The sequence below is a fragment of the Allobosea sp. LC85 genome (genome assembly GCF_000735605.1).
Classification (GTDB): Bacteria; Pseudomonadota; Alphaproteobacteria; order Rhizobiales; family Beijerinckiaceae; genus Allobosea.
Genome location: NZ_JPKG01000028.1, coordinates 41769 through 56292 on the forward strand (window position 1 = coordinate 41769; position 14524 = coordinate 56292).

Consider the following 14524-nt stretch of genomic DNA (forward strand, 5'->3'; position numbering starts at 1 on the left):
GGCGCAGGCTGTGTAGATGGCGCTTGCGAATGGTCAGGCGCGGCGCCCATTCACCTATGGTCAACCATGACTGCCGCGAATTTTAGGCTTTCCGCCGCCCGCGAGATCGTCCACCCTTCACTCCAGCGCACCGATTCCGCCCGTGATTCCGGGTGCTTAGCTGGCAGCTTGAAACTTATCCCCGGAACACACAGATACATACAAGATGTCGTGTCCATGGGGTTTGCGGCGCACTAATCCTTGACGAGCCACCCCGGTCGGGACTAGTTTTTGTAGGTCGCGTGACGGCTGGCGGAGACGCCTTCGACACCCGCGAAAGAGTTCCCGGACGGGTCGAGGCGATCACCGCGTGGCATGCCATTACTGGCGGCGGCGAACGGTGACGTGCGGTCCGTCTGGTGGCGTCCGGAGTGCCGACGGCGGGATACACCGCCGCGGAATCCAGGGGCATCAAACCGAGTTGGGCTGACATCAGGAGCCGGTGATCAACCGGCCGCGCGGAGCATTTTCGCCCGCGGCATGCATTGGGGACCAAGATCATGCGCATCGAGCGCCGCTACACCTCCACCGGACAGTCGCCCTACGCCGCGATTCCCTTCCGTTCGGCTGTCAGCGAGATCCGCAACCCTGACGGCTCGATCGTCTTCCGTCTCGAAGGCATCGAGGTTCCCGAGGCCTGGTCCCAGGTGGCGAGCGATGTGCTCGCGCAGAAATACTTCCGCAAGGCGGGCGTGCCGGCAGCGCTGAAGCGAGTCGAGGAGAACGAGGTTCCCTCCTTCCTCTGGCGCTCGGTTCCCGACGAGGCCGCGCTTGCCGAACTCCCCGAGGGCGAGCGCTACGTCTCCGAGATTTCCTCCAAGCAGGTTTTTGACCGCCTCGCCGGTTGCTGGACCTATTGGGGCTGGAAGGGCGGCTATTTCTCCTCGGAAGAGGATGCCGCGGCCTTCCATGACGAGCTGCGCTTCATGCTCGCCACCCAGCGTGTCGCGCCGAATTCGCCGCAATGGTTCAATACCGGCCTGCACTGGGCCTATGGCATCGACGGCCCCGGCCAGGGCCATTTCTACGTCGACTTCAAGACCGGCAAGCTGGTGAAGTCGAAGTCGAGCTACGAGCATCCGCAGCCGCACGCCTGCTTCATCCAGGGCGTGGCCGACGATCTCGTCAACGAAGGCGGCATCATGGACCTCTGGGTCCGCGAGGCGCGCCTGTTCAAATATGGCTCCGGCACCGGCTCGAACTTCTCGATGCTGCGCGGCGAAGGCGAGAAGCTCGCCGGCGGCGGCCGGTCCTCCGGCCTGATGTCGTTCCTCAAGATCGGTGATCGCGCCGCCGGCGCCATCAAGTCGGGCGGCACGACGCGCCGCGCCGCCAAGATGGTCGTGGTCGATGTCGACCATCCCGATATCGAGACCTATATCGACTGGAAGGTGCGCGAGGAGCAGAAGGTCGCCGCGCTCGTCACCGGCTCCAAGATCGTCCAGAAGCACATGAAGGCCGTGATGAAGGCCTGCGTGAACTGCGAAGGCGATGGCGATTCCTGCTTCGACCCCGAGAAGAACCCGGCCCTGAAGCGCGAGGTCAAGCTCGCCCGCAAGGCAATGGTGCCGGACAACTACATCAAGCGCGTCATCCAGTTCGCCCGCCAGGGCTATACCGACATCCAGTTCGACACCTACGACACCGACTGGGATTCGGAAGCCTATCTCACTGTCTCCGGCCAGAACTCGAACAACTCGGTCTCGCTGACCGACGACTTCCTGCGCGCCGTGGAAGCGGATGCGGACTGGAACCTCACCGCCCGCACCACCGGCAAGGTCCTGAAGACGCTGAAGGCCCGCGATCTCTGGGAGAAGATCGGCTATGCCGCCTGGGCGAGCGCCGATCCTGGCCTGCACTTCAACACCACGATGAACGACTGGCACACCTGCCCGGCCTCGGGACGCATCCGCGCCTCGAACCCGTGCTCGGAGTACATGTTCCTCGACGATACCGCCTGCAATCTGGCCTCCGCCAACCTGCTGCAGTTCTATGACCGCGAGACCAAGAGCTTCGACGTCGCCGCCTATGAGCATCTCTGCCGGCTCTGGACCGTCGTGCTCGAGATCTCGGTGACGATGGCGCAGTTCCCGAGCCGCGAGATCGCCGAGCTTTCCTATGAGTTCCGCACGCTCGGCCTCGGCTACGCCAATATCGGCGGCCTGCTGATGACCATGGGCCTCGGCTATGATTCCGAGGAAGGCCGCGCGCTTGCCGGCGCCCTCACCGCGATCATGACCGGCGTCTCCTATGCGACCTCGGCCGAAATGGCGGGCGAACTTGGCCCCTTCCCCGGGTACAAGAAAAACGCCAGCCACATGCTTCGCGTCATTCGCAACCACCGCACCGCCGCTCATGGGCAGGCTTCGGGCTATGAAGGCCTGCAGGTCACCCCGGTGCCGCTCGATCATGGCACGCTCGCTCGTCTCGGCGGTTCCAGCGCCACCATGTCGGAACGCGCCCGCGCCGTCTGGGACGAGGCCCTCTCGCTCGGCAAGATGTATGGCTACCGCAATGCCCAGACGACGGTGATCGCGCCGACCGGCACGATCGGCCTCGTCATGGACTGTGACACCACCGGCATCGAGCCCGATTTCGCGCTGGTGAAGTTCAAGAAGCTCGCCGGCGGCGGCTATTTCAAGATCATCAACCGCGCCGTTCCCGACGCGCTGCGCTCGCTCGGCTATCGCGAGGCCGAGATCGCCGAGATCGAGGCCTATGCCGTCGGCCATGGCTCACTTGCCCAGGCCCCTGGCATCAATCATGGCTCGCTTCGGACCAAGGGCTTTCCGCAGGCCAAGATCGACGCGGTCGAGAAGGACCTGAAGGCCGCATTCGACATCAAGTTCGTCTTCAACAAGTGGACGCTGGGCGAGGATTTCCTCATCAATGAGCTCAAGGTCCCGGCCGAGAAGCTGAACGACATGTCGTTCGAGCTCCTGCCCTTCCTCGGCTTCTCGAAGGCAGAGATCGAAGCCGCCAATGTCCATGTCTGCGGAGCGATGACGCTGGAAGGCGCGCCGCACCTCAAGATCGAGCATTACAGCGTCTTCGACTGCGCAAATCCGTGCGGACGCATCGGCAAGCGTTATCTCTCGGTCGAGAGCCACATCCGCATGATGGCGGCGGCGCAGCCCTTCATCTCGGGCGCGATCTCGAAGACCATCAACATGCCGAACGACGCCACCGTCGAGGACTGCAAGAGCGCCTATCTGCTCTCCTGGAAACTGGCCCTGAAGGCGAACGCCCTCTACCGTGACGGCTCAAAGCTGTCGCAGCCGCTGAACTCGGCCCTGATCTCGGACGAGGATGACGACGCCGAGGACGCAGTCGAGACGCTGCACCAGCAGCCGATGGCGGCGCGCGCCACCCATGTCGCCGAGAAGATCGTCGAGCGCATCGTCGAGCGGATCGAGCGCAAGCGCGAACGCGAGAAGATGCCGGACCGTCGCACCGGCTATATCCAGAAGGCGGTCGTCGGCGGTCACAAGGTCTACCTGCACACCGGCGAATACTCGGACGGGCGCCTCGGCGAGATCTTCATCGACATGCACAAGGAGGGCGCGGCCTTCCGGGCGATGATGAACAATTTTGCGATCGCGGTCTCGCTCGGCCTGCAATACGGCGTGCCGCTGGAGGAGTATGTCGAGGCCTTCACCTTCACCCGCTTCGAGCCCTCGGGTTTCGTGCAGGGCAACCAGTCGATCAAGAACGCCACCTCGATCCTCGACTACGTCTTCCGCGAACTGGCGATCAGCTATCTCTCGCGCAACGACCTCGCCCATGTCGACCCGAGCGAGATCGGCCATGACGTGATCGGTGGCGGCGTCGGTCAGGACAAGGCTCCGGACGCGGTGGGTCCGATCACCTCGACCCCGCTGGCTTCGACCGGTTTCCGCCGTGGCAAGCCGATCAACCTGCTCGCCATCCAGGGCGGGATCGTCCACGAGGCCGTCGCCCGCAGCAGCAGCAACGTCACCTCCTTCGCGACGGCAGGCGCGACCGCGCTGAAGCCGGACGCCGAAGAGGAGGCCGTGGGCGAGGCCGAACTGGCCAAGCTCGGCTTCGCCGCTCCCGCCGGCCAGCCGACAGCCTCGGAGCGTCGCGCCGAAGCGATCATGAAGGGCTATGTCGGCGACTCCTGCGGCGAGTGCGGCAACTTCACGCTGGTCCGCAACGGCACCTGCCTGAAGTGCAACACCTGCGGTAGCACAACCGGCTGCTCATGATATGCTGGGTGGAGCACCCTCCTCGAACGGAGGGGCAAAGCCCGCCTCAATGAGACGAAATGCGCAAAGAATGAGGTCATCACAACGGCTGGCGGCCTCCCCCCAGCCGTTGTGCATCCTTCCGTGAATCGAACGCGTATTGGACGTGAGCGAGTGGATCGCGCGCGGGCGCGGAGGACTTCGCGCTGCTCATCGGCGCGCCGGGCAGCCAGGCGCAATTGTTGATGTCGACAGTTTATCTGCAGCTCGACGCGATCCCCTGATGGAGGGAAGCGTCCTCCAGTCGCTGGCCCGGGACGAGCGTGTCGCCGCCTTTGCGCCGATCGCCTTCGGAGACGTCACCCGTGGCTATCCGATCATCGGAACGACAGCGGCCGTTGCCACGCGCTGGGGCCACGTCGCACCGAGCGAGGGGCGTCTCTTCGCTGGGGAAGGCGAAGCCGTGATCGGCGCCGCTGTCGACTATCGGCTCGGCGAGAGCATCACGCCGTCGCATTGTGTTGCAGGCCAGGTGCCACAAGCCGGGCGAGGAGGATGGGGACGAGGCTGACAATCGCCATGCCGGCCACGACTACATCATCGTCGGGCGCCTGCCGCCGCTCGGATCGCCCCGGGACTGTGCGATCCTGGTACCGATCGAGAACGCCTGGGAGGTTCACGGGCTCGGCAACGGACATGCGACAGCAACCGAGACGATCGGGCCGCCTTCGACGGCTTGCCCATGCCCGGCGTGCCCGCGATCGTCGTCAAGCCGCGCAGCGTGGCCGGGGCCTTGCGCGATTGAAGCGCGGCTGCTCCCTTTTCCCTAGCCAAGGCTAGGCTCGAACAGCCGCAGCGGGCCGAGGTGAAACGCCGGACACTTAATGTTCGGTTAACGAAGTTGTCCAGCGACAGCAACGCAGGGTTGTCTTTGACCGTAATGAGCCTAACCTCGCGCTGCATGATGGTGGCATCCAAGGAGGGTGATCGATGGCGGTCCGTAGCGTGATGATGATCAGGCATGCGTGACGAGCGACCAGAGCGTCGGCGAAACCGCGCGCCCGAGTTTCCTGGTCGGCGCCCAATCGTGTTGAATTCGGAGGCCGATTACCTTCGCGCTTGTGCGCGTGCCGCTGAGATCCACGCCGCCGCTGCCCACAATCCCATGACGGAACTTGAACTCGAACGGCTCGCACTGGCAATTCTGACCTGGGAGCTGAAACGGGGTGGAAGTGACGTCTAGTGTAGCTGCGGGCCTTCGGTTGACCGGCGCCCTGCCCCGGTACTGGCCCGCGACCCTTCGATCAGGAGAACCGGGTCAATTCTCCTGATCGGCGAGTACCAGGCGTAAACCGCGCTCCACGCGGACCAGCCCAGCGGTGCCGGCCCGACGAGTGCCGCAAGGGCCGATGACGTCGCACTGAATCCCTATGTCGGGAGCGGTTTGCCGGCCTGCTCCTGGACGATGTACTCGGCATACCAGTCCGGCCAGTTCTCATCATGCTGGCCGCCGTTACGCTTCTCGTGTTCGCCATGCGCGGCCGCCGCACGCCGGAGCGTGGCTGCGAGGTCCCTGGATGAGGCGAAGCGTGTATCACCCGCCTCCACGCGCCCGGGCAGACGGTGGGTGACCTCCTGCAGCAGCCATTCATTGCCGTCAGGGTCCTTGAACGAGAGCCACGACGCATAGCTGCGCCGTGTCGGCTCGGGTCCGCTGCGACGGTCTCCCTGCTCGCCGTAATGGTAGACCTCGCTCACCTCGGCTCCGCGAGCGGCGAGCGCCGCGCGCGCCGCCTCGATGTCGGAGACGATGAGATAGGGAGCCACCGTGTTGCCCTTGCCGAAGATGACAGAAGTGGGTGAGCCGGGAGGCGTGACCTGGATGACTCGAAAATTGTCACCTGCAAAGTCGGCATCAAGTCGCCAGCCCAAGCCACCGTAGAAGCGCTTGGCACGATCGACATCCGAAACAGGGATGCTGACGACCTCAAGCTTCAGGTCGGCCGCCAAGGCTCCCTCTCCAGTCTCGCTGCGCAGTTGAGTATCGCTCATGTCGAACTCCTTCCATTCAGATAAGCGAGAGTCGCAACACTCCTCCAAGCGCCTGAAATCACAGCAATTCAGGCGATTGACCTTCTTGTCACGCGCCGCCGATCGCCCGGTGGGGACCTTACGCCGCTTCTGGCCTGATGCCATAGCGAGCAGCTGGTTCGGCGCGGGAAAGATTGGGCAACAACACCTGCCGTGCCGCCTCAAAGGCGTTCTGGCAAATGGTACACGCGCGACTTTGCAGGCTCATCTGGACGTTCGCGTAGCGCGATGGAGCTCCGACGAGGACACCTTCGCAGAAAGCGCCGGCCGTATTCGGAAGCCATCGTCCCCGTCGACCGGGCTTGAACTCGACCGGGGAATACCTGACGCTGGACATTCCGCAGGACAGTTGATGGTGCATGGATCGCATCGACGCGATGAGAGTGTTTATCGCCGCCCTGGACGAGGGAAGCCTCGCCGGGGCGGGCCGTCAGCTCGGCCGCTCGCCAGCTGCGGTCAGCCGGGCCATCGCCTTCCTCGAGCAGCAGGTCGGAGCCGCACTGCTCCACCGAACCACGCGGACCATCAAGCTCAGCGAGATCGGCGAGCGCTACGCCGCCGCCTGCCGCCGCGTGCTCGTCGATCTGCAGGAAGCCGAGGCCGTCGCGGGGGGCGAGCAAGCGGCTCCGCGGGGCACCTTGACCGTGACGGCGCCGCCCATCGTCGGCGAGGAAATTCTTCGCCCCATCATCGATGCCTATCTCGATGCCTTCCCGGCTGTTTCGGTCAATCTTGTCCTGCTTGTGCGCAGTGCGAACCTGATCGAGGAAGGCATCGATCTTGCCCTGCGCATCGCCGAGCTACCGGATTCGTCCACGGTGGCCATTCGGATAGGCGAAGCAGTGAGGCCGGTCATCGTTGCCGCCCCGCGCTACCTGGCCCAGCATCCCCGTATCGACGAGCCCGGCGACCTGGCGAAGCATCGCATCATCGCCTGCACGGATTTCGGGCGTGACGCCTGGGTTTTCTCACCGGCAGCAGGCGGGTCGATCTCTCGATCCGTGCAGTTCAAGCCACGGCTTGTCGTCAACAGCGTGCGCGCCGCGCTCGGTGCGGCGGTAAACGGGGTCGGAGTGACCCGCCTCCTCACCTATCATGTGGCCGAACGCGTCCAGGACGGATCCTTGCGGCTTCTGCTGCAGGACGCCGCGCCACCGCCCAGACCGGTCAACCTTCTCACGCCGCAGGGGCGCCAGTCGGTTCCCAAGGTTCGAACTTTCCTGGATTTTGCGGTCCCCCGCCTGCGCGCTGAGTTTGCACGGCTCTCCTCCGAGGCCGGCGCGCTGAAACCCTGAAATGCGTCGGCATTCTTCCGCCCCACGGAAGAATGCCTGTCCGACAGCGACCATTCAGTCCTCGCCCCAGATCCCTCAACTATTGCGCAACAGCCCCGGACGGGCTGCCAGCCGCAATAGCGCAGGCTGGTGAACATCGGCGAGGATCATCATGAGCAACGAACAGAGAGTGGCGATCGTTACAGGCGCATCGCAAGGCATCGGCGCCGGTCTGGTCAAGGCATTCCGCGACCGCAACTACCGGGTTGTCGCGACCTCGCGCTCGATCAAGCAGACCGGCGATCAGGACATCGCCGCGGTTCGCGGCGACATCGCCGCCCCGGCAACCGCCGAGGCGGTGATCCGGGAAGCGATGTCCCGCTTCGGCCGTGTCGACACGCTGGTGAACAATGCCGGCGTCTTTGTCGCCAAGCCATTCACCGACTATTCGGCCGAGGACTTCAACAACAAGATCGCGATCAATCTCTCCGGCTTCTTCCACATCACGCAGCGCGCTGCGACGGAGATGCTGAAGCAGGGCTCCGGCCATATCGTCAGCATCACCACGAGCCTCGCCGATCAGGCGAACAGCAGCGTGCCGAGCGTTCTCGCCAATCTGACCAAGGGCGGCATCAACTCGGCCACCAAGTCGCTGGCGATCGAATATGCCACGAAGGGCATCCGGGTGAATGCGGTTGCGCCGGGAGTGATCAAGACCCCGATGCACGCGCCGCAGACGCACGAATTCCTGGCCGCGCTTCATCCCGTGAAGCACATGGGCGAGATCAGGGATATCGTGGACGCCGTGATGTTCCTGGAATCCGCCGGCTTCGTGACCGGCGAGATCCTGCACGTCGATGGCGGACAGAGCGCCGGTCACTAAAGACGGTCAACGAAGGAGGTCATCATGCCTATCGTCACCATCCAGGTCACACAGGAAGGGTCCGGCCCCGGCCGCTCTTCGGTGACGGCCGAAGAAAAGGCGTCACTCATCGCCGGCGTCAGCAAGCTCCTGCTCGACGTGCTGCACAAGCCACTCGACTCCACCTTTGTCGTGATCGAGGAGATAGAACTGGAGAACTGGGGCTGGGGTGGCTTGCCAGTCCCGGCGTTCCGAAAGCAGCGAGCGACCGGCTAGCTAGAAGCCCGCATCTTCCACGCTCACGACGGCGAATGCCGAGACCTGCGAAAGGCGCCCATCATGACAACGACAAGTGGCTCGAGAATTCGGGAACTTCTGGATATCGAACTCCCGATTATCCAGGCGCCCATGGCAGGTGCGACGACGCCGGAAATGGTCATCGCCGTCAGCGAGGCTGGCGGATTGGGTTCGCTGCCGAGCGCGCAATACACAGAGGCTGAACTCAGGGCGGCGCTGGACCGGGTTCGCGCCGGCACGCGCCGCCCGATCAATCTCAACTTCTTCTGCCACGCCAACCCGGCCGACGAGCCTGCACGCCAATCCGCCTGGCTTGCACGCCTCGCCGGCTATTATGCCGAGGCCGGCCTCGACCCCGACATGCCGAAGCCGGCAAGCGGCCGGACTCCCTTCGATGAGGCGGCCTGCGCTGTCGTGGAGAACTATCGGCCTGAGGTGGTCAGCTTCCATTTCGGGCTCCCTGCGACCGACTTGCTCGACCGTGTGAAGCGCACGGGGGCCAAGGTCCTCGCCTCCGCGACCACGGTGGCGGAGGCATGCTGGCTCGCCGAGCGCGGCGTCGACGCCGTCATCGCCATGGGCGCCGAGGCCGGCGGGCATCGCGGCAGCTTCCTGACCGACCGGATGACCGAACAGCTCGGCACCTTCGCGCTGGTCCCGCAGATCGTCGATGCCGTCTCCGTCCCGGTCATTGCCGCCGGCGGCATCGCTGATCGACGCGGCGTCGAGGCCGCCTTCGCCCTGGGCGCAGCCGCCATCCAGGTCGGGACGGCCTATCTCTTCACACCGGAGGCAAAGGTTTCGCAGGTCCATCGCCAGGCGCTCAACGCATCGGAAAGGCCGACGGCGATCACCAACCTGTTCACTGGCCGGCCCGCGCGGGGCATCGTCAATCGCCTGATGGCGGATCTCGGCCCGCTTTCCGATCTCGCTCCTGCGTTTCCGACGGCGGGCGGCGCTCTCGGACCGCTTCGCAATACGGAAGAGGCCGCCGGGCGCGACGACTTCAGCGCGCTCTGGGCAGGGCAGTCATTCCCTCTTGCAAAGCCGATGCCCGCAGCAATGCTGACGCGGATGCTCGCCGGCGCAAGCGCCTGAATCGCTCCGAGCCCTTCGGCAATTCCAGCCGGATCAGGTTTTGAGTGCGCGAGCCGCCACGCATGGCAGAACGGAGGGCTTGTGCTCCGTCGTGCGGCGGGGCGCCATCGGTAATGAACGGGCGCTGGCCACCGTCAGCCGAGCGTAACCTCCGCCGCCAGTCCCCCACCCGACCGGTTCCTCAGTCGCAGGCTCCCCCCGGTCGCCAGGGCCAGTTGATGGGCGATCGCGAGACCCAATCCGGTCCCCCCCGTGTCGCGACTGCGCGACTGCTCCAGCCGGTGAAACGGCTGCAGCACAGCCTCAAGCTGGTCCTCGGGAATGCCGGGTCCGCGATCGAGCACGGCAATCCTGATCTTGCCGTCAGGCAGGTTCTCGATCTCGATCTCGGCCGCTCCGGCAAATTTGAGCGCATTGTCGATGAGATTGGTGAGGATGCGACGGATCGCATGCGGGCGCGTCTCCACCACCGCATCGATGATCCGGCCACAGCTCACCGCCTTGCCGATGTCCTGATAGTCGAAGACGATGCTCTCGGCGAAGGAGGCGATGTCGATGCGCGTGGGCCGCTCGGCATCACCCTGCGCGCTCTTCGCATAGGCCACGCCCTCGCGCACCAGCCGCTCGATCTCGGACAGGTCATTCATGAGCTTGTCCTTTTCCGGTCCGTCCTCCGCCATTTCGGCGCGCAGCTTCATGCGGGTGATCGGGGTCTGGAGATCATGGGAGATTGCAGCGAGGATCTGTACGCGCTCCCGCAGATAGTGCGCGATGCGGTCCCGCATTTCATTGAATGCGGTCGCGGCATAGGCGACCTCCGCCGGGCCCGTCTCATCGAGCCGTTCGGCCTTTCGGTTCGGATCCAGAGTTGCAGCGGCTTCAGCCAAGTCCAGCAGGGGCCGGATTGCGAGGCGGACGGCAAGCCACGTGCATAATATAAGGAGGAAGAGTTGGGCCACGAGCACATAGGCCAGCCAATTCGCCAGGGGCATCAGCGACGGCATCACGTCGATGGTCACCGGCGAGCCATCGCTCAGCGTGACATGGGCCTGGAGCCGCGAACCCTGCTCCGGGATACTTTCGACCTTGACCGGAAATCGCCGTCCGGTCGCGGCGTTGATCGTCTCCGCGATCTCCGCCGCACGCCTACCCAACTCCGGTACGCCAGCCTGCCCTTGCCCGAGTTCATACCGGTAGGTCGGCCGATCCAGCATCGGCAGCCATTGCGCACGCTCCTGCGCCGGAAGCCGATCGAGGAGCGCGATCGAGGTCCCGACATCGCGCTCAAGCGTCGTCAGCATCGTCGCCTTGGCGCTCATGGAACGCTCCAGGAACAGAATGCCGAAGGAGAGCGCGTGCGCCACAGCCAATCCCGCGAAGAGGATGAGGAAGAGCCGCCAGCGCAATGTGCGCGGCATATGCATGGTGCGGCGCAAATCCGAGAGCACGGTCATTGACGAGCCGTCGTGATCTCGACCGGCATGGCCAGGACATAGCCCTCGCTGCGCACGGTCTTGATATAGGCCGGTTCGCGCGCGTCATCGCCCAGGCGCTGGCGCACGCGGCTGACCAGCAGATCGATCGAACGGTCGAACAGCTCAGCCTCGCGCCCCTGCGTCAGGTTGAGAAGTTGGTCGCGCGACAAGACCCGCTGTGGATGGTCGAGGAAGACGCGCAGCAACCGGTATTCCGCGCCGCTCAGCGTCACCGCCGTGCCACCCTTGTCGAGCAGGTGACGCGCAATCGTATCGAGCTGCCAATCACCGAAAGTGAGCAGTTGGCCGACCTCGGTCACCAGCAGGTTCGGCGGCAGCATGCGCGTGCGGCGCAGGATGGCCTTGATCCTGGCCAGCAGTTCGCGGGCCGCAAAAGGCTTCGCCAGATAGTCGTCGGCTCCCATTTCGAGACCGACGATCCGGTCCGTCTCGTCGTTGCGGGCAGTCAGCATCAGCACAGGCGTGGCCTTGTGCTTGCCCGCCCTGAGCTCACGACAGAGCACGAGCCCGTCATCTCCGGGCATCATGATGTCGAGCACGATCAGGTCGACCCTATCGGTTTCAAGGAAGGATCGCATCTGGCGACCATCCGCGGCCACGGTTACGCGCAGGCCGTTCTTCTTCAGATAGGTCGAAATGAGATCCCGGATCTCCCGATCGTCGTCGACAACAAGCACGTGATCAATCTGGTCCATCGATACGACTTTCCGCCTTTGCTGCCAGCGCAGTAGCAGTGCTCAGTATGCAGATCTCGGCATTTGCGTGGAGATTTGTACCACCATGTATCGCGTGTGCCCGCCGATACACGGCTGAACAATGTTTTCGGCCAACGCCCCCTATCTCTGGGCGCTGCCACGCGGCGCCCTTCATCGGGCGCTCCTGATTTGGCGCCGTCGGAAGCGAGGCCCCCGCCCTATGCCTTGCCGGAGGCATGCGCCTACACTCCGTTACAGATCTGCTCGTGCCGAAAGACACTCCAGATACATCAGGCGGTTAGCTCAGCCGAACATTCGGGATCTCCGGCGCGGAGGACTGCGCAGGGAGTGCTTGAGAGGATCGGCCATGACGCTGTTCGTAATTGCCTATCTGGCAGGAGCATTGACGGTCGTCAGCCCCTGCATTCTGCCGATACTACCCTTCGCCTTTGCGCGAGCCGACCAATCCTTTCTTCGCGGCACAGTGCCGATCCTCGTCGGCCTGACTGCGAGCTTCGCCGGGGTCGTCACGCTGAGCGCGGTCGGCGGAGCCTGGGCGGTGCAGGCCAACGAACTCGGCCGCTATGCCGCGTTCGCGCTTCTGGCGGTCTTCGCCGTGACACTGATCTCGCCGCGTGCCGCGGCGCTGCTGTCGCGCCCGGTCGTTGCGCTCGGAGAACAACTGTCCAGCGGGGCCAGGCCGGGAGGCCGTACGATTGGCGGCTCGCTGCTGCTCGGCGTGGCGACCGGCTTTCTCTGGACACCATGCGCGGGACCGATCCTGGGCCTGCTGCTGACCGGCGCAGCGCTCAATGGAGCCAATCTCGAAACGAGCTTGCTTCTCATCGCCTATTCCGCGGGCGCCGCGACATCACTCGGCCTGGCCGTCTTTGCGGGTGGCCCGATCCTCGCGGCGATGAGGCGCTCCCTGGGCCTCGGGGAGCGCGTCCGGCAGGGCCTCGGTATCGCGGTCATCGCCGGTATCGTGGCGATCGCGTCGGGGCTCGACACCGGCCTGCTGGCGCGGCTCTCCTATGCAAGCACCAACGGAATAGAACAGGCGCTGCTCGATCGGCTCGGTCCCGATGCCGCTGCCGCTGCCGCGAGCCCGCTGCGGCTGGCCAATGACCGCACCGTCCCAACTGCGAGCGATGCGCGGACACCCTACCGAAGCGCCCTGCCTGACCAGGGGGCTGCACCTGGTCTCGATGGCGCGGTCGCGTGGTTGAACTCGGCCCCTCTTACCGCCGAACAGCTTCGCGGCAAGGTCGTTCTCGTAAATTTCTGGACCTATTCCTGCATCAACTGCATTCGCACCCTGCCTTATGTCCGCGCCTGGGCGGAGAAGTACAAGGAACAGGGGTTAGTGGTGGTCGGCGTCCACGCGCCGGAATTCGCCTTCGAGAAAAAAATCGACAATGTCAGGCAGGCCATTGCCCGTTTCGGCATCAGCCATCCCGTAGCGATTGACAACGATTTCAGGATCTGGCGGGCGTTCGGCAACAGCTACTGGCCAGCCCTCTACTTCATCGACGCACAGGGCCGCATCCGCCACCGACATTTCGGCGAAGGCGACACGACGCGATCGGAGCGGATCATTCAGGATTTGCTTGCGGACGCGGCAGGCAACCGCGCCGCGAACGGCGGTCTCGTCTCCCCTGACGCCACGGGAGCACAAGCAGCTGCCGCCCCCGCGCAGGCGCGATCGGGCGAAACCTATCTCGGCTATCTCAAGGCGTCGGGTTTCGCTTCGCCCGAGGGCATGGCTGGTGATCAGGCTCGGAACTACTCGATCCCGATATTGCGCCTCAACCGGTGGGGGCTCTCGGGCAACTGGACTGTCGCTGCCGAGAGCGCTGCTCTCAATCGCGCCAACGGCAGCATCGCCTTTCGCTTCGGCGCCCGGGACCTGCATCTCGTGCTTGGCCCCGGCCCGGCTGGCAAGCCGGTCCGCTTCCGGGTCACGATCGACGGTAGAGCCCCGGGCGCCGATCACGGGGCGGACATCGATGCCGAGGGCACAGGCGTGGCTTCGCAGACTGGTCTCTACCAACTCGTGCGACAGGCAGGAGATGTCCGCGAACGCCACTTCGAGGTGCAGTTCCTCGATCCGGGAGTTGAAGCCTACACCTTCACCTTCGGGTGACGGACGCCGAACGAGCACGAAGATCCCCGCTCCCCTGCAGCTTGGAGGCTGACATGAAAAGACCCACCCGAATTTGCGTCATCGCGGTCGCCGCCCTCGCGCTGATGGCAGCCCCCTGCGCCTGGGACAGCGATCCGCGCGACCCCGCGTCATCGGCGCCAGCCCTGACCGCCCTCGTTGGAGCGCTCACGTCAGTGCCCGCGCCCCCATCGAGCAAAGGCAACCTGGCACGCCTGCAGGAGTGGTGACCTCATCGGTCGCAGTGCTGACCGGCCTGTGTCGAGCGCGTTCGCATCGATGATCTCCACCAAGGCGGAG

Annotated in this window: 11 protein-coding genes; 8 read left to right on the top strand and 3 right to left on the bottom strand. The window is 64.7% G+C overall.

All coding sequences use genetic code 11. From position 1 onward, the window contains the following. Positions 1-539 precede the first annotated feature (539 nt). Positions 540-4268 carry a vitamin B12-dependent ribonucleotide reductase gene (locus FG93_RS13780; RefSeq protein WP_043235566.1) on the top strand — a complete coding sequence of 1243 codons (3729 nt, stop codon included), beginning with the start codon at positions 540-542 and terminating at the stop codon, positions 4266-4268. Positions 4269-4530: 262 nt separating this feature from the next. Further along, positions 4531-4818 (top strand): hypothetical protein, encoded by a 288-nt coding sequence (locus FG93_RS31225; RefSeq protein ID WP_052513745.1) that lies wholly within the window; start codon positions 4531-4533, stop codon positions 4816-4818. An 857-nt stretch (positions 4819-5675) separates the two neighbouring features. Here FG93_RS31225 and FG93_RS13790 read toward each other — a convergent pair. After that, positions 5676-6299, bottom strand: coding sequence for a VOC family protein (locus tag FG93_RS13790; RefSeq protein WP_043235233.1), 624 nt, complete (start codon positions 6297-6299; stop codon positions 5676-5678). A 398-nt stretch (positions 6300-6697) separates the two neighbouring features. Here FG93_RS13790 and FG93_RS13795 point away from each other — a divergent pair, with 398 nt between their 5' ends. The 4 genes from FG93_RS13795 (at position 6698) to FG93_RS13810 (ending at position 9869) form a co-directional block, all read left to right on the top strand. Then, entirely contained in the window at positions 6698-7633 is a 936-nt protein-coding gene (locus FG93_RS13795; RefSeq protein WP_043235234.1) for a LysR family transcriptional regulator, read from the top strand. Between the two features lie 151 nt (positions 7634-7784). After that, a complete protein-coding gene (locus FG93_RS13800; RefSeq protein ID WP_043235235.1) occupies positions 7785-8495 on the top strand; it encodes an SDR family NAD(P)-dependent oxidoreductase in 711 nt (236 codons plus the stop codon). A 24-nt stretch (positions 8496-8519) separates the two neighbouring features. Then, positions 8520-8750, top strand: a complete 231-nt coding sequence (locus FG93_RS13805) for a 4-oxalocrotonate tautomerase family protein (protein ID WP_043235237.1) — start codon at positions 8520-8522, stop codon at positions 8748-8750. 63 nt (positions 8751-8813) lie between these two features. Continuing rightward, positions 8814-9869 (top strand): nitronate monooxygenase family protein, encoded by a 1056-nt coding sequence (locus FG93_RS13810; RefSeq protein WP_043235239.1) that lies wholly within the window; start codon positions 8814-8816, stop codon positions 9867-9869. Positions 9870-10003: 134 nt separating this feature from the next. Here the strand turns inward: FG93_RS13810 and FG93_RS13815 are convergent, their stop codons facing one another. Together FG93_RS13815 and FG93_RS13820 are read right to left on the bottom strand one after the other, a co-directional pair. Then, a complete protein-coding gene (locus FG93_RS13815; RefSeq protein ID WP_052513746.1) occupies positions 10004-11323 on the bottom strand; it encodes an ATP-binding protein in 1320 nt (439 codons plus the stop codon). Continuing rightward, complete coding sequence (locus tag FG93_RS13820) at positions 11320-12060, bottom strand: response regulator (RefSeq protein ID WP_043235241.1); 741 nt, start codon at positions 12058-12060, stop codon at positions 11320-11322. Before FG93_RS13820 ends, FG93_RS13815 begins: the two co-directional genes overlap by 4 nt. A 367-nt stretch (positions 12061-12427) precedes the next feature. Between FG93_RS13820 and FG93_RS13825 the strand changes: the two genes are divergently transcribed. Further along, on the top strand, positions 12428-14206 hold the full coding sequence (locus FG93_RS13825; protein WP_043235243.1) for a cytochrome c biogenesis protein DipZ: 1779 nt from the start codon (positions 12428-12430) through the stop codon (positions 14204-14206). 53 nt (positions 14207-14259) lie between these two features. Next, positions 14260-14454: a hypothetical protein gene (locus FG93_RS32410; RefSeq protein ID WP_152579434.1), complete on the top strand. Its 195-nt coding sequence runs from the start codon at positions 14260-14262 to the stop codon at positions 14452-14454. Positions 14455-14524 lie beyond the last annotated feature (70 nt).

Coding starts and splice junctions, on each gene's coding strand:
- FG93_RS13790 (WP_043235233.1), bottom strand. CDS start 6,299: ATGAGCGATACTCAACTGCGCAGCGAGACTGGAGAGGGAGCCTTGGCG.
- FG93_RS13815 (WP_052513746.1), bottom strand. CDS start 11,323: ATGACCGTGCTCTCGGATTTGCGCCGCACCATGCATATGCCGCGCACA.
- FG93_RS13810 (WP_043235239.1), top strand. CDS start 8,814: ATGACAACGACAAGTGGCTCGAGAATTCGGGAACTTCTGGATATCGAA.
- FG93_RS32410 (WP_152579434.1), top strand. CDS start 14,260: ATGAAAAGACCCACCCGAATTTGCGTCATCGCGGTCGCCGCCCTCGCG.
- FG93_RS13805 (WP_043235237.1), top strand. CDS start 8,520: ATGCCTATCGTCACCATCCAGGTCACACAGGAAGGGTCCGGCCCCGGC.
- FG93_RS13825 (WP_043235243.1), top strand. CDS start 12,428: ATGACGCTGTTCGTAATTGCCTATCTGGCAGGAGCATTGACGGTCGTC.
- FG93_RS31225 (WP_052513745.1), top strand. CDS start 4,531: ATGGAGGGAAGCGTCCTCCAGTCGCTGGCCCGGGACGAGCGTGTCGCC.
- FG93_RS13800 (WP_043235235.1), top strand. CDS start 7,785: ATGAGCAACGAACAGAGAGTGGCGATCGTTACAGGCGCATCGCAAGGC.
- FG93_RS13780 (WP_043235566.1), top strand. CDS start 540: ATGCGCATCGAGCGCCGCTACACCTCCACCGGACAGTCGCCCTACGCC.
- FG93_RS13820 (WP_043235241.1), bottom strand. CDS start 12,060: ATGGACCAGATTGATCACGTGCTTGTTGTCGACGACGATCGGGAGATC.
- FG93_RS13795 (WP_043235234.1), top strand. CDS start 6,698: ATGGATCGCATCGACGCGATGAGAGTGTTTATCGCCGCCCTGGACGAG.